The 14,939-nt window shown below is 60.7% G+C and carries 16 protein-coding genes; 12 read left to right on the forward strand and 4 right to left on the reverse strand.

All coding sequences use genetic code 11. From position 1 onward, the window contains the following. The first annotated feature begins 122 nt into the window (after nucleotides 1-122). The 4 genes from QOL84_RS08335 to QOL84_RS08350 all read left to right on the forward strand — a co-directional run bounded on the left by QOL84_RS08335 (nucleotide 123) and on the right by QOL84_RS08350 (nucleotide 3,465). The gene (locus QOL84_RS08335) at nucleotides 123-2,075 is read left to right on the forward strand and encodes a DNA topoisomerase III (protein WP_283436887.1); all 1,953 of its coding nucleotides are present in this window, start codon (nucleotides 123-125) and stop codon (nucleotides 2,073-2,075) included. 46 nt (nucleotides 2,076-2,121) lie between these two features. Continuing rightward, on the forward strand, nucleotides 2,122-2,625 hold the full coding sequence (locus QOL84_RS08340) for a GNAT family N-acetyltransferase (RefSeq protein WP_283436888.1): 504 nt from the start codon (nucleotides 2,122-2,124) through the stop codon (nucleotides 2,623-2,625). 134 nt (nucleotides 2,626-2,759) lie between these two features. Beyond that, a complete protein-coding gene (locus QOL84_RS08345; RefSeq protein ID WP_164979426.1) occupies nucleotides 2,760-2,960 on the forward strand; it encodes a hypothetical protein in 201 nt (66 codons plus the stop codon). Nucleotides 2,961-3,135: 175 nt separating this feature from the next. After that, entirely contained in the window at nucleotides 3,136-3,465 is a 330-nt protein-coding gene (locus tag QOL84_RS08350; protein WP_283436889.1) for a hypothetical protein, read from the forward strand. A 257-nt stretch (nucleotides 3,466-3,722) separates the two neighbouring features. Here the strand turns inward: QOL84_RS08350 and cynR are convergent, their stop codons facing one another. Continuing rightward, on the reverse strand, nucleotides 3,723-4,610 hold the full coding sequence (gene cynR / locus QOL84_RS08355; protein WP_283436890.1) for a transcriptional regulator CynR: 888 nt from the start codon (nucleotides 4,608-4,610) through the stop codon (nucleotides 3,723-3,725). A 120-nt stretch (nucleotides 4,611-4,730) separates the two neighbouring features. On the opposite strand from cynR, the gene cynS reads away from it, so the two are divergent. The 3 genes from cynS to QOL84_RS08370 all read left to right on the forward strand — a co-directional run bounded on the left by cynS (nucleotide 4,731) and on the right by QOL84_RS08370 (nucleotide 6,188). After that, nucleotides 4,731-5,198, forward strand: a complete 468-nt coding sequence (cynS, locus tag QOL84_RS08360) for a cyanase (protein WP_129392419.1) — start codon at nucleotides 4,731-4,733, stop codon at nucleotides 5,196-5,198. Between the two features lie 81 nt (nucleotides 5,199-5,279). After that, nucleotides 5,280-5,516: a DUF2790 domain-containing protein gene (locus QOL84_RS08365; RefSeq protein WP_283436891.1), complete on the forward strand. Its 237-nt coding sequence runs from the start codon at nucleotides 5,280-5,282 to the stop codon at nucleotides 5,514-5,516. Between the two features lie 12 nt (nucleotides 5,517-5,528). Next, entirely contained in the window at nucleotides 5,529-6,188 is a 660-nt protein-coding gene (locus QOL84_RS08370; protein ID WP_129392413.1) for a carbonic anhydrase, read from the forward strand. 122 nt (nucleotides 6,189-6,310) lie between these two features. Here QOL84_RS08370 and QOL84_RS08375 read toward each other — a convergent pair whose 3' ends face one another. Beyond that, entirely contained in the window at nucleotides 6,311-7,813 is a 1,503-nt protein-coding gene (locus tag QOL84_RS08375) for an aldehyde dehydrogenase family protein (RefSeq protein WP_283436892.1), read from the reverse strand. 199 nt (nucleotides 7,814-8,012) lie between these two features. Then, nucleotides 8,013-8,921 carry a glutaminase B gene (glsB, locus tag QOL84_RS08380; protein WP_129392406.1) on the reverse strand — a complete coding sequence of 303 codons (909 nt, stop codon included), beginning with the start codon at nucleotides 8,919-8,921 and terminating at the stop codon, nucleotides 8,013-8,015. A gap of 247 nt (nucleotides 8,922-9,168) precedes the next feature. Here glsB and QOL84_RS08385 point away from each other — a divergent pair, with 247 nt between their 5' ends. Continuing rightward, the gene (locus QOL84_RS08385; protein ID WP_283436893.1) at nucleotides 9,169-9,669 is read left to right on the forward strand and encodes an HvfX family Cu-binding RiPP maturation protein; all 501 of its coding nucleotides are present in this window, start codon (nucleotides 9,169-9,171) and stop codon (nucleotides 9,667-9,669) included. A 3-nt stretch (nucleotides 9,670-9,672) separates the two neighbouring features. Here QOL84_RS08385 and QOL84_RS08390 read toward each other — a convergent pair whose 3' ends face one another. Then, nucleotides 9,673-11,289 carry a L,D-transpeptidase family protein gene (locus QOL84_RS08390; protein WP_283436894.1) on the reverse strand — a complete coding sequence of 539 codons (1,617 nt, stop codon included), beginning with the start codon at nucleotides 11,287-11,289 and terminating at the stop codon, nucleotides 9,673-9,675. A gap of 149 nt (nucleotides 11,290-11,438) precedes the next feature. On the opposite strand from QOL84_RS08390, the gene QOL84_RS08395 reads away from it, so the two are divergent. The 4 genes from QOL84_RS08395 to QOL84_RS08410 all read left to right on the forward strand — a co-directional run bounded on the left by QOL84_RS08395 (nucleotide 11,439) and on the right by QOL84_RS08410 (nucleotide 14,785). Then, entirely contained in the window at nucleotides 11,439-12,152 is a 714-nt protein-coding gene (locus QOL84_RS08395) for a murein L,D-transpeptidase catalytic domain family protein (protein ID WP_283436895.1), read from the forward strand. Between the two features lie 249 nt (nucleotides 12,153-12,401). Next, nucleotides 12,402-12,659, forward strand: a complete 258-nt coding sequence (locus tag QOL84_RS08400) for a DUF2790 domain-containing protein (RefSeq protein WP_129392394.1) — start codon at nucleotides 12,402-12,404, stop codon at nucleotides 12,657-12,659. Between the two features lie 9 nt (nucleotides 12,660-12,668). Beyond that, nucleotides 12,669-13,340 (forward strand): heavy metal response regulator transcription factor, encoded by a 672-nt coding sequence (locus tag QOL84_RS08405; protein ID WP_283436896.1) that lies wholly within the window; start codon nucleotides 12,669-12,671, stop codon nucleotides 13,338-13,340. Continuing rightward, the gene (locus tag QOL84_RS08410) at nucleotides 13,337-14,785 is read left to right on the forward strand and encodes a heavy metal sensor histidine kinase (RefSeq protein ID WP_283436897.1); all 1,449 of its coding nucleotides are present in this window, start codon (nucleotides 13,337-13,339) and stop codon (nucleotides 14,783-14,785) included. Before QOL84_RS08405 ends, QOL84_RS08410 begins: the two co-directional genes overlap by 4 nt. The last annotated feature ends 154 nt before the right edge of the window (nucleotides 14,786-14,939 follow it).

Consider the following 14,939-nt stretch of genomic DNA (forward strand, 5'->3'; position numbering starts at 1 on the left):
CGGTTTTGACCGTCACTTGCGGCAATCCTTTTATCTGTATATCCATACAGATAAAAGTTGCCCCGGGCGCCACGTCCGGCCATTCTGTGCACCTGTTCAGACCTTGATCGGCGATGGTGGATATGCGGCTGTACCTCTGTGAAAAACCTTCCCAGGCCAAAGACATTGCGGCCGTACTCGGTGCCAAGCGCCGGGGCGACGGCTGCTGGCTGGGAACGGACGTCACAGTCACCTGGTGCATCGGCCACTTGCTCGAAACCGCCCCGCCGGATGCCTACGACGCCCGTTACAAGCGCTGGGTGCTGGCCGATCTGCCGATCATTCCGGACAAATGGAAAATGACCGTCAAGCCACGCACCGCCAGCCAGTACAAAGCGGTCAAGCGCCTGCTCGGCGAGGCCAGCGAGCTGATCATCGCCACTGACGCCGACCGTGAGGGCGAAATGATCGCCCGGGAACTGGTCGAGCACTGTCGTTATCGCGGGCCGATCCGTCGTTTGTGGCTGTCGGCGCTCGACGAAGCATCGATCCGCAAGGCGTTGGCCGCGCTGAAGCCGGGGGCCGAGACCTTCAGCCTGTACCACTCGGCGCTGGGCCGCTCGCGGGCAGACTGGCTGATCGGCATGAACATGAGTCGGCTGTTCACCTTGCTCGGTCGTCAGTCGGGCTATCAAGGCGTATTGCCGGTGGGCCGAGTGCAAACGCCAACCCTGCGCCTGGTGGTGGATCGTGATCGCAGCATCGCCGACTTCGTACCGGTCGCCTATTGGGCGATCGATGTGCAACTGCTGCACAACGGCACACCATTCACCGCGCAATGGCGCGCGCCATCAGATGCCTGTGACGATCAGGATCGCTGCCTGAATCAGGCACTGGCGCAGCAAGCGGCCGCTGCACTCGGTAGCAGCGAGACCGCGCGGGTGGTCAAGTTGAAAACCGAACGCATGCGTGAAGTCGCGCCCCTGCCCTTCGACCTCGGCACCTTGCAGGAAGTCTGCTCGAAAAAGCTCGGCCTCGGCGCGCAGGAAACCCTCGACATCGCACAGGCGCTCTACGAAACCTACAAAGTCATCACTTACCCGCGCAGTGATTGCGGCTTTCTGCCGGTGAGCCAGCACAGCGAAGCGCCGGCGATTCTCGCGGCGCTGCGGCAGGCAGATCCGGGCCTTGAAGCATTGCAGGGCTTTCTCGAACCTCAGCGCAAGTCGCGCGCATGGAACGACGCCAAGGTCAGCGCCCACCACGGCATCATCCCCACCGCAGCGGCGAAAAACCTTGAGCGCCTCAGCGGCAAGCACCGTGCGGTGTATACGCTGATCCGTGCGCGCTACCTGGCGCAGTTTCTGCCCAATCATGAATACGATCGCACCCAAGCGGATTTCGACAGCGCCGGTGAAGCGTTGCGCGCGGTCGGCAAGCAGATCATCGAGCCGGGCTGGAAGCGCGCCCTGCCCGAGGCACTCGCAACCGCCAAAGGTCGCGAGGCGCCCGCACCGCAGACCTTGCCGACGCTGAACCAGGGCGTCGAATGCGCGGTGGCCGAGGTGCGGCTCAAGGATCTGTGGACACAACCACCGAAACCCTACACCGAAGGCGATCTGATCAAGGCGATGAAGAACGTGGCCAAACTGGTCGAAGATCCGTTGCTCAAACAGAAGCTCAAGGACACTACCGGGATTGGCACCGAAGCGACTCGTGCATCGATCATTCAGGGTCTGCTGGATCGTGGTTATCTGGTGAAAAACGGCAAGGCGCTGGCCGCGACGCCGGCGGCGTTCAGCCTGATCGACGCCGTACCCCGGGCGATTGCCGACCCCGGCACCACGGCGATCTGGGAACAGGCGCTGGACATGGTGCAGAGCGGCGAGATGAGCCTGGAAGAATTTGTCACCAAACAGGCGGCGTGGATGAGCAAGCAGGTGACACGCTGTTCCGCACTCAGCCTGACCATCAGCGGCCCGCCACCCGCCGGCAAAGCCGCCACACCGTGGAAGAAGAAACGCAAATCGACCCGCAGCAAAACCACGAGTACGACCAAACCTGTGGCGAGGGGGCAAGCCCCCTCGCCACAATAGGTTGAGTGCACAATAACGGCTTCGTCAGGTTAGTGAGTTAAGTCCCATGCCCACCATCGAACTGCACCCCGCGCAACGCGACGACCTCGACACCCTCGAGAACCTCATGCAGTTCTACATGCACGACTTCAGCCAATGGCTACCGCTGAAACTCGCCGAGCACGGCTTCTTTGCCATCCAGCCTAAACTCGACTACTGGCGCCACCCGAAGACCCAACCTTTTCTGATCCGCGTCGACAACGAACTTGCCGGGTTCGTGACCGTCGACAACGAGACCCACATCGACGGCGCCGACCACAACATCGGCTACTTCTTCATCGCGCGACGCTTTCGTGGCCAAGGCGTCGCGCAGTTTGTCGTCTCTGCCCTCTTGAGCCGCATCCCCGGTCAATGGCAGATTTTCCACATCGACGCCAACCTGCCGGCACAACGCTTCTGGGCCGGGCTGATCCCGCAATTGAGCGGCGGTGAATTCACCCGGCAGCAGCGCGAGGTAGACGGTTATCCGTGCACCTTCTACACCCTGCGCGCACCCTTTTCCGTTGCCTGAACGGATCCTTTCTCATTCCAAAACAGCTTTGTCCGACAATATGTAGTGATCAAAAATAATCACTACAAAACCGTTGACGGCGTCGTTTTGCTTTTGCATGATGAAGACGTTCCCCGATCGGGAACACTGGCAACATGCTTGAGCAAACTCGTCTGACCGCCGAGTTGTTTTTTCCGGATACACGCTGCCCACAAGGCAGATTGAAGAAGCTGACCTGGCCTGAACGTCCAGTACAAGGACGAGAAGCGCTGGCGAAAATTCTCAAGACGCTTGTGGTCGACACTGAATATGTCGTCAAGGAGCCTCCCGGTTTTCGCTGCTTCTCCTCGTTGTGACGCTATTGCGTAGCAGTTATTCAACACGACTACATGCAACAGATGCATGACCCCGTACTTCACACGGGCGAGCGCTGACGTCCTGGTTTCGGTGCCAGGGATCAACTAACCGATGGGCTACCTGTATTAGCGAATCAACTTTGAAAGATCACCAGACTGGTCAAGGGGCAAAATCATGAATCTGAACAATCAACCCACTATCGAAGAACTGGCTCGTATGTTCGCTGCGCAGAAAGACAGCCACGACAGCCATATTCTGTGGATCAGCAAATCGGGTCAGGTGCATATCGACTGCCTGGCGCCCCATGCTGGCGAAGAAGAATTCGAGCAGAACACCCAGAACCTGCTGGCCCGCCTGAAGATGTACCGTCGCGGCCACGGTTATGTTGGCAAGAAAGCGGCAGCCGACAGGGACTTCATCGGTAATGTTCTGCAAACGCTGAAACAGGCGTGGGATTCGATGCAGAACAACAATGAAGTTCGGGTGATTGATCGGTTCTGCTGAGTTAGTCATCAAATAATTGAAAGGCCTGCTTCCTTAAAGGAAGCAGGCCTTTTTTTGTTCGCATGCATTGATTTGGCGTGACTGGAATTGCAGCCCCTCACCCCAGCCCTCTCCCGAGGGAGAGGGAGCCGATCGAGTGATCTCAAGTCATCCGTCAACCCGGAACACCGAGTTGATTATGGATTCAGCAAAACTCTTTCAGGTCGGCGTATTACTCCAGCATCCCTCGGTCAGTCCCCTCTCACTCTGGGAGAGGGTTAGGGTGAGGGCATCCCCCAGCCCAACACCATTTCAGCAAACGCGACCGCCGCCGAACTGTGATAATTATTGCGCCGCCGCAACAACGCCGCCCCACGCTGCGGTGCATCACTCTCCAGCTGCAACCGGCGCAACGCCCGATCCTCAGTCGCAATCGCCTGCGGCAACATCGTCGCCAGAGGCGAACAACGCACCACCTCCAGCAAGGTACTCACCGAGTTCACCTCTATCCGCACCTGCGGCGTAATCCCGTGCTGCCGAAAATACTCATCCACCGATAACCGCGTAATGAAGTCCGGCGCCAACAGAGCAAAGTCCAGTGCAGCGATATCTTCCGGCGTCAGCACTGAGCGACTGTCATACAGCGGATGCTCGCGCCCGACCATGATCCCCAAGGTTTCGGTAAACGCCGGAATACACTCGATCTCCGGGTTACGCACCGGTGTAAAGGCAATCGCAACATCCAGCGAGTCATCCGCCAGCCCCGCCTCGATGTCGTCCATCGACAACTCGAAAATCTGCAGATGAATCCCCGGATACCGCGCCGCAAAGTCGCGCACCAACGGCCCGACCAGATACGCCATGAACGTCGGCGTCATCGCCAGCCGCAACGTCCCGCGAGACAGATCCTTGACGTCATGCAGCGCGCGTTTACCCGCCTCCAGTTCCACCAGCACCCGGCGCGCGCATTCGATGTAAGCCTCGCCGGCATCGGTGGGTTTGACCGTGCGCGAGGTGCGATCAAACAGATTCACACCGAGGGACTCTTCCAGTTGGCGGATCTGTTGCGACAAGGTCGGCTGCGACACATGCAGCGCCTCGGCAGCACGGGTGAAGCCGCCGTGATCGGCAACGGCCAGCAGATAACGCAAATGTCGCAGCAGCATGGGGCACACCATCTATAGGCAGAACTTATGTGAAGCATTGTATATCGGTCTTGGACGCTATGGATCAATCGGCAGAAGATTGCTCCCACACAGCAAGCCAACCCTGAAAGGAGTGACACCATGCAACAGTCCCACGCCTACAACGACACCAGCCTGGCCCTGACCACCCGCGTTCTCGACGCCAAGGCACGCAAAGATCTGTCGTGGCAGGATCTTGCCGACGGCACCGGCCTCAGCCTGGCGTACGTCACCGCCGCTCTGCTCGGCCAGCATCCGCTGCCGGAAAATGCCGCCCAAGTGGTCGGCGACAAGCTGGAACTGAGCGTTGAAGACGTCGCGGCGATGCAGATCATCCCCCTGCGTGGCAGCCTCAGCGGCGTACCGACCGACCCGACCATCTACCGCTTCCACGAGATGATCCAGATCTACGGCACCACGCTCAAAGCATTGGTTCACGAGCAGTTCGGCGATGGCATCATCAGCGCGATCAACTTCAAACTCGACATCAAGAAAGTCGAAGACCCGGAAGGTGGTTCCCGCGCCGTGGTCACCCTCGACGGCAAATTCCTGCCGCTGCGTCCGTTCTGATCCGCACCGGCCCGCACCGTGCGTGCGGGCCAACCCACCTCGAATGGCTACCCGTCACCCAATACATCTGGAGGCTGCCCCATGCAAAAAATCCTGTTGACCCTGGCCCTGCTCGGCGGTTTTTGCGCCCAGGCATTTGCCGCCGACGAGGCCGTCGCCTACCGCTACGGCATGCAACTGGATATCGCCCAAGTGCTGAGCATTACCCCGGTTGCCGAGGTGTGTGGCGTGGTGCCGGTCGAGATGACGTATCTGGACAGCAACGGCGGCAAACACATTCTTCAATACAGCGAATTCGGCAGCGGTTGCTCAAACTAAGAGGACAACACCATGAAAAACCTGATTGATGGCTTCCTGAAATTCCAGAACGAAGCGTTCCCGCAACGCACCGAACTGTTCAAACACCTGGCGACGACGCAACAGCCCGGCACCTTGTTCATCACCTGTTCCGACAGCCGTGTGGTGCCGGAATTGCTGACTCAACAAGAGCCCGGCGAGCTGTTCGTGATTCGTAACGCCGGTAATATCGTGCCGTCGTACAGCCCGCATCCAGGCGGGGTTTCGGCGACAGTAGAATATGCAGTGGCGGTGCTCGGGGTGACTGACATCGTGATCTGCGGGCATTCGGACTGCGGCGCAATGACCGCGATTGCCAAGTGCAAATGCATGGATCACCTGCCCGCCGTCAGCGGTTGGCTGCAGCATGCCGAGTCGGCAAAAGTGGTGAATGAAGCGCGAACGCATGCCAGTGACGCGGCGAAATTGAGCTCGATGGTGCGCGAGAACGTGATCGCGCAACTGGCGAATATCCAGACTCATCCGAGTGTGCGTCTGGCGCAGGAAAAAGGCCTGCTGAACCTGCATGGCTGGGTGTATGACATCGAGACCGGCTCGATCGATGCGCTGTCCTCGGACCGCCGAACGTTTGTGCCGCTGGCCGAACAACCGGCGACTTGCGCGATTCATGCCCAAACCACCCACGCTGCCTGAGCAATTGAGCGTTCCCACGCTCTGCGTGGGAATGCCTCAGGGGACGCTCTGCGTCCAGTGACGCGGAGCGTCACGGGCTGCGTTCCCACGCTGGAGCGTGGGAACGATCACCAAATGCGGCATCAGCGTTTTACCGTGAGGTCTACTTGAGTCATGCGGCTACGAACAGTGAACACGCCATCACCCGACAAGATCGCACTGCGCGCAAACAAGCGCCCACTCTCCCAGTTCGAAAGGCCCAGTTCCGGCTTGTTCAGCGCGTACTGGCCGTCGACCCAACGGGTGATGCCGTTGCCCACGAACGGCGCATTCACCGCGTTGTAAAAGCGCTCCTGCACCTGCGCATCTTCACTGATCAACGACACGGTGAACTGCGGGCTATGGCGGTTGAACAGCGCAATCGCCTGGTCCAGGTCATCGACGATCATCAGGCTGACTTCGGGGGTTTCCTCCCATTCCCACTCGCGACCTAGATCGGCTTCCGCCAATGCCTCGGCCAACGCCTCAGTCTGATAACCCTCGGCGCGATACACCTCGACCGTCGCGTTCTGCCACTCAGCCGGCAGATAACCTTCACTGCCCTCGACGATGTGCAATTTGCAGCCTTGCCCACGCGCGATGCCGGCCTGCTGCAATGCACCGAGAAACAACGGCAGCAATTCAACCGCACGCTCGCGCTGAATCAGGCAAACGTTCAGCGTGTTGCAGACTTTGCGGTCCAGCGAGTTACGCACCACCGCCGCAAAGCGTGTGGCATCGGCAGCACGATCGGCAATCAGCCACGCTCCACCCGTACCGTGCAGGCTGACGGCGGTGCCGGCCTGCTGGGCGATGCTGCCGAGTTGACTGACCGCACGCCCCGAACCGCGCGCCACCGCCAGCGACAGACGTCGGTCGGCGAACATCGCCCAGCCGGCCGCATGATTGACGCTTTCCACCAACGACACCGCACCGGCCGGCAAACCGGCAGCGGCCAGCGCCGGGTTCAAGGCATGAGTAACGATGGCTTGCGCGGTGCCCAAAGCATCGCTGCCAATGCGTAACACCGCGGTGTTGCCGGTGCGCAGGACACCGGCGGCATCGGCGAACACGTTCGGCCGCCCTTCGAAGACAAAAGCGACGATGCCCAACGGCGAGACGACTTGCTCGATCTTCCAGCCATCGTGTTCGACGCTGCTGATGACTTTGCCCCGGGTCGGCGCGGCATCACGCCAGGCGCGCAGGCCGGCGATCATGTCGTTGCGCATGCGCTCATCGGCGAGCAAGCGGGTGGTCGAGCGACCACGCGCCTTGGCCCGTTCGATATCGGCAAGGTTGGCCGAGGCAATGTTCGCCCAGCACTGCGGGGTCTCAAGGCGTTGTGCGAACAGGTCGAAAAATTGGCTGATCGCTTCATCCGAGACCGTCGACAACGCGGTAAACGCCGCTGCCGCACGCTCGATTGCCACCGCCGCTGCTTGCTGATCAGCCACCGGAATCAGCAACAACTCGCCGCTCACCTGCTCCACCAGCAGGTGGTCACCGGGCTGAAAACGCGCGGCCAGTTCGGGGCTGACCACGGTGACGCGGTTACCGGCGAAAGGGATCGGCGTGCCAGCGACGAGACGTTCGAGTGCAAGAGACATTAAGCGGATTCACCATGCAAAGGGCGGCCGGAAAATGTAGCGGATTACTCGATGAAATACACCTCTTCAAACACTAAAGAAACCTGTGGGAGCTGGCTTGCCAGCGATAGCGGTGGTTCAGTCAAATTTATTGTGACTGACAGGACCTCATCGCTGGCAAGCCAGCTCCCACAGGGTTTGGGGTGTTTGGCGGATCGGGTCAGAAGACCGACCAGCCGATCCGCGCGCTGAGCATCTCCAGCGCCGCCATCCCTGCCAGCGAGTTACCGGCGGCATTCAGTTCCGGCGACCACACGCACACGGTGAACTGCCCCGGCACCACTGCAACAATCCCGCCACCGACGCCACTCTTGCCCGGCAGCCCGACGCGGTAGGCAAAGTTGCCCGCCTCGTCATACAGGCCGCTGGTGGCCATGATCGAATTGACCTGCTGGGTCTGGCGCCGCGTCAGAACCTGCTCGCCGCTGTGCTTGCAATAACCGTCGTTGGCCAAAAAGCAGAAGGCCCGCGCCAGGTCAATGCAGTTCATCCGTAAGGCGCAGTGGCTGAAGTAACTGCGCAACACCGCCTCGACGTCATTGTGGAAATTGCCGAACGACTGCATCAGATACGCCATCGCCGCGTTGCGCGCGCGGTGCTGGTATTCGGAGTCGGCGACTTTGCCGTCGATCATGATCTGCGGGTTGCCGGACAGGCGTCGGACAAAGTCGCGCATCGACAGAGTCGGTGCGGCGAAGCGTGATTGATTGATGTCGCAGATCACCAGCGCGCCGGCGTTGATGAATGGATTACGCGGCCGACCGCGCTCGAACTCCAGCTGCACCAGCGAGTTGAACGGCTGGCCGGAAGGCTCGTGACCGAGGCGCTCCCAGATCGCCTCGCCGGAATGATCGATGGCCTGCACCAGGCTGAACACCTTGGAAATACTCTGCACCGAGAACGGCGTTTCGGCGTCACCGGCGCAGTACATCTCGCCGTCGTTGCCGTACACGGCGATGCCCAGTTGATTGGCCGGCACGGTGCCGAGGGCGGGAATGTAGTCAGCCACTTTGCCCTGCCCGATCAGGGGCCGGACAGCGTCAAGGATCTCGTTCAACAGCGCTTGCATGCCGGGTTCCGAAGTCTCGCCCCATGGGATCGCGGGGACACTGGGGCTAGACGCTGCGCAACAGAATCGCATCACACAGGCTGACACATTGCTCCCCTGTAGGAAGCGTGTGTATTGCAATGTATATGGCGACCGCGCAGACACACCAGGCGTGGAAAGCCGACCGCCGGCGACACATCGCCGATACACCGCGACGCTGAAATACCCCGGTCGAAATCACTTCCCCCCCTCGCACCGGAGAACTCCCATGCTCACCCTCAAAACCCTGCACCTGCACCTCGACCGCGCCGGACTCTGGCTCGCGCCATTGACCTTGCGGCTATTCATCGCCTGGGAGTTTTTCGAGTCAGGCCTGGAGAAATTCAACGGCCAGAACTGGTTCGAAGATATTCAGGACAAGTTCCCGTTCCCCTTCGATCACCTGCCGGCGACGCTGAACTGGGAGCTGTCGATGTGGGTAGAGCTGATCGGCGCACTGGCGATTCTGCTCGGCTTCGGTACGCGTATTTCCGCGCTGGCGCTGATCGTGGTGACCGTCGTTGCCACCGCCGCCGTGCACTGGCCGGCCGACTGGTCGAGCCTCAGCGAGCTGGCGCAGGGTTACGCCATCACCAACAAAGGCTTCGGCAACTTCAAGCTGCCGGCGATCTATCTGGCCGCGCTGCTGCCACTGGTGTTTGCCGGAGCCGGTCGTTTGAGTGTCGATGCGGCGCTGGCCAGTCGCTTCTGGCAGCGCCGCGATCGTTGAGGCTCAGTGCGCGCCGTCGAGTCCCGCCAGCAACGCGCTGTCGCGACTGTAGATATCGGGTGCATAGCGCACGTGGCCATCGCTGCCGACTTGCGCAGTCCAGTAGGTCATCAGGATCGGCACCGGCGCAGACAAGCGGAATTCATGCGTGGTGCCCGTCGCCAAGAGTGTTTCAGTGCGGGCCTTTTCTGCCGGGCTGAGCAGCAGGTCACGCAGTTGCATCGGATGCTCGACCCGCACGCAACCGGAGCTGAACGCCCGTGGGCCTTTGTCGAACAACGCCTTGCTCGGCGTGTCATGCAGGTACACCGAAAACGGGTTGGGGAAGCGAATGACCATTTGCCCCAGCGGATTGCGCGGCCCGGCGTCCTGGCGCAGGAGGATGTTGCCGGGGTTGTCCCAGTCGATGTCCGCAGCCGCCAATGGCTGGCCGTTGGCGTCGAGCACCTGCAGGTTCTGGCGACTGAGGAAGGTCTGGTCCTTGCGGATCGCCGGCAGCTTGTCTTCTTTCCAGATGGTCGGCGGCACGGTCCAGGTCGGATTCAAGGTCAGCCGGGTGACGCGGGATTTCAGCAGTGGCGTCTGGCGTTCGGCACGACCGACCTGGGTGCGGGTCTGCCACACCGCCTGGCCGCCCTGATACAGGGTCAGTTCGGCGGCGGCGACGTTGACCAGCAAACCATCGGGTTCCATGTCCTGGGCCATCCAGCGAAAACGCTCGAGGTTGACCCGCAGTTGTTCGCGGCGCGTCAACGGGCTGATGTTGAGTTCGGCAATTGTCCCCGGCCCGACCACGCCGTCAGCCTGCAACGAATGGTTGGCCTGAAAACTCTTCACCGCCTCCACCAGTACGCCTTCGTAGGCGTTGCCGGGTGTGCCGACGGCATGCGTCAGGTAGCCTTCGTTGAACAAGCGCTGGGCCAGTTCCGGCACGCGTTTGTCTTCCATCGCCGGGCGCAGCAACGGCCCGTTACCGACTGACTGCCATTGCGGCAAGGCTTTCAGGCGTTGCGCGGCATACAGGTGGCGAAGGCTCTGGTACTGCGCCAGACGTGGCCGGGCGAGGTCAAACGCCGCCGGGATGTCGTGCATGCCCGGCACGGCAATCGCCAACAATTCCGCCTGACGGTCACGCGGGGTGTCGTCGGCATGCCACAGCGGTTCGAAATGCGATTGCAGCAGGCGCCCGTAATGCAGGTCCTGCAGGGCTTGCAGGTAGTAGCGACTGATGTCGATATCAGCGCACAACTCACCGTCCTGCGGTGCGCTTGGCGCAACCGGATAGCGTTTCGGATTCAGACCATCGTCAGCCAACAACTGCAATTGCGCCTGCAACGTCTGCAATCGTCCGGAGTCGCTGGCCCACACCGGCATCCAGTCCTGCTGCTCATAGAAACCCTGCAACTGCGACAGCGCCGGGCCGTTCAGGTGCGCAGCAATCGCCGGGCATGACTGCGGCAGGCTGATCAGCACCGCCTGCAACGGACTTTGCGGCTCGACGGGCATTTCCGCCGGCGGCGTTGGCAGCGTTTGCAAGGGCGGCAGCGGCTCATCGGCACAAGCGACAAACGGCGCAGCGATCAGGCAAATGCTCAAGTAGCATGCGTACTTTTTGAACAACTGCTTTACTCCAATCCATGGCCGTCTCGATGACGGTCAACCTTACATCAGGTGCGCTGAACAGTCAGGCTCGATCAACGGGCTTGCCGGTAACGACTGGGAGTCAGGAGCCAAGTGCCAAACAAGTAGCAAGTGAGGACACTTTATAAATGTTGACGTTTTTGCGCCGACTTCTGCTGACCACCGCGACCCTCGTCGCCGTGACCAGTCCAGCATTTGCCGCCGGCAAGCCATCGCCGGTTCTCTTCAACAGCCTCGCGCACGCCGCGCCAGAACTCAATCCCCAGGCGCTGAAAGGTGCGCTGAACGCCATGCAATGTGCGGTCAACAACGGTGCAAAACCGTCGCGCCACCTGGCAATCATCGATTACTCGCAACCGTCGACCGAGCGCCGCTTGTGGATTTTCGACCTGAGCAAACAGAAGTTGGTTCTACGCGATCTGGTCGCCCACGGTTCCAACTCCGGGGAAAACTTCGCCACGCAGTTCTCCAACCGTGAAGGCAGTTACCAGTCCAGCCTTGGCTTGTTCCGCACCCAGGAAAGCTACGAAGGCACCCACGGTTATTCGTTGCGCATGGACGGTCTTGAGCCGGGCTTCAACGACATGGCCCGCGACCGCGCCATCGTCATCCACGCCGCCAGTTACGTGAACCCGTTGTGGAGCAAGCGTCAGGGCCGCATCGGTCGCAGCCAGGGCTGCCCGGCGGTACGACCGCAGATTGCCAGGCAAGTGATCGACCGCCTGAAGAATGGCCAGTTCATGTTCTCGTGGTACCCCGATCAACGCTGGCTGAAGTCCTCGCCGTACCTCAATTGCCAGCCGCAACAGGTGGCGAGCATCCTCAATACCCACGCCAGCTGACCCGCATTACCTGCCCCCCGTAAATGTCGGGACTGAAACCCAACCTGTAGGAGCTGCCGAAGGCTGCGATCTCTTGATCTTGCCTGTAAAAAACAAGATCAACAGATCGCAGCCTTCGGCAGCTCCTACAGGGGGTGGTTTTGATTACAGTTTTGTCATTCAGCTGTCGGTTTGCCGTGCGGATCGCTCGGTAGCCTGATGTTGTCCCGGCGCCAATGCCGATCAACTCCGACCACTGAGTGACTGATCATGAAAACCCTTCTGCTCGCCATCACCGCCCTCCTCGCCACCGGTTCTGCTTTCGCTGCGAACATGCCCGACACCGCCGTGATTCATGACAAGAGTGGCTTCTACGTCAATCTGGATGTCGACAAAGTCCTCGCAAGCACCGATATTTCACAGGCGTGCGGCGTGGTGCCGGCGCAATTGAATTACCTCGACCATCAGGGTCGCGAGCATGTGCTGAACTATGAAGTACAAGGCAGCGGCTGCATCAATGACCATTGAGGCTGATCGATGAATATTCTGGTTGTCGAAGACGAACCCAAGGCGGGCAATTACCTGCTCAACGGTTTGCAGGAACTGGGCTACAGCGTCAGCCTCGCGCGCAATGGCGCCGACGGCCTGCACCTGGCGCTGGAGCACAGCTTCGACGTGATCGTGCTGGATGTGATGATGCCGAAAATGGATGGCTGGGAAGTGCTGCGCCGGCTGCGCAAGGAAGCCGACACGCCGGTGCTGTTCCTCACGGCTCGCGATGACATCGCCGACCGCGTCAAAGGCCTGGAGCTGGGCGCCGACGACTACCTGATCAAACCGTTTTCGTTTGCCGAACTGGTGGCGCGCCTGCGCACCCTGACCCGGCGCGGGCCGATTCATGAAGACGAACAATTGCAAGTCGCCGACCTGCAGATCGACGTACTGAAACGCCGCGTCACGCGCGCTGGGGTGCGCATCGCCCTGACCAACAAGGAGTTTGCGCTGTTGCAATTGTTCGCCACGCACACCGGGCAAGTGCTGGCGCGCTCGTTGATTGCCTCACGGGTATGGGACATGAATTTCGACAGCGACACCAACGTGGTCGATGTCGCCGTGCGCCGCTTGCGGGCGAAAATCGACGACCCGTTCCAGCTTAAGCTGATCCACAGCGTGCGCGGTATCGGCTACCGCTTCGACACGCAAGCATGAGCACCAATCGCCCATATTCGCTGACCTTACGCCTGGCGCTGGTGTTCGCTCTGCTCGCCTTCGGGTCGCTGGCCGGCCTCGGCGCGGCACTGTACAGCGAGCTGGAAGAGCAACTGATTCGGCGCGATGACATTTCGCTGGTCAGCCGCGTCGATCAATTGCGCACGTTCCTCAACGACAGCAACACCCTTGAGCTGATCAAGAACAAACCGGCGCTGTTCCAGAACATGCTCGGCAACCGCGAAGCGCTGCTGACCATCGGCGCACCGGGGCAACCGCCGCTGCTGGTGGTCAACCCGGGCAATCTGGCCACGCCGACGTTGCCGGCGGTGCCCATCGATCAGGCGATGACGTTGAAGGACGTGCAGCATCTGCCGAGCGTCGCCGGCGTGCCGTTTTCGGCGGTGGCGGCGCGGATTGATTCCGGCGATCTGGGCAATCTGCAAGTCACCACCGGGCGCCTGATGAGCGAGCGCACGGCGATGCTCGCCAATTACCGCTTGAGTGTTTATGGCCTCGCGTCATTGGCGGCGCTGGTGTTGGCGCTGATCGGTTGCCTGTTGGTGTATCGGGGTTTGCTGCCGTTGCGGCGCCTGGCCAGACATGCGCATGGCATCGGTGTCGGCAACCTCGGCGAGCGCCTCGACAGCCACGGCGCACCGCGCGAATTACTGCCGATGATCGAGGCGTTCAACGCCATGCTCGATCGCCTCGCCAAAGGCTTTGCGCAATTGAGCCAGGTCTCGACCGACATGGCCCATGAGCTGCGTACGCCAATCAATAATCTGCTCGGCGAAACCCAGGTCGCGCTGCATCAGAACCGCAGCATCGAGGCCTACCAGCAGTTGCTCGCCTCCAACGTCGAAGAATTGGAACGGCTGACGCGGATGCTCGACAACATGCTGTTTCTGGCGCGCACCGATCCGGCCAGTGCCCTGAGCCAGCGTCAGGAGCTGGACGCGGCGGATGAGATGCAGCGCATCGCCGATTACTTTGAAGGCCTGGCGGCGGATGTCGGCGTGTGCATCGAGGCGCGTGGCAGCGGCGTGATTTGGGCCGAACCGATGCTGTTGCGGCGGGCGCTGGCCAATCTGTGCGCGAATGCGATCAAGTACGGCGCAGCGGATTCGACGGTGCAGGTGGAAGCGATTGCCGAAGTGGATGGCAGTTATCTGCGGGTGCGCAATCAGGGTGCGACGATTGCACCTGAGCATCTGGCGCGACTGTTCGAGCGCTTCTACCGCGTCGACCAGTCCCGCGAACGCTCGGCGCAATCCAATGGTCTGGGCCTGTCGATCGTCGCGACCATCATGCAACTGCATCAGGGCCGTTATAGCGCAAGCAGTGAGGATGGCGAGACCTGCTTCGAACTCTACTTCCCCGCCCGCCAAGCATCGTCATTGACTGTGAAACCGCCATCGCTGGCAAGCCAGCTCCCACAATGATTTGCGTTGAATCCAATCCTCCGGCCAACTCAAAACCCTGTGGGAGCTGGCTTGCCAGCGATGAGGCCAGCCTGATCGACATTAATGCTGACTGAAAGAACTCTCCCACAGTCCTGTCTCGGTTCGGCTGAAGAGTTACTGATCAACTCGGTCC

This window comes from Pseudomonas helmanticensis, assembly GCF_900182985.1.
Taxonomy (GTDB): Bacteria; Pseudomonadota; Gammaproteobacteria; order Pseudomonadales; family Pseudomonadaceae; genus Aquipseudomonas; species Aquipseudomonas helmanticensis.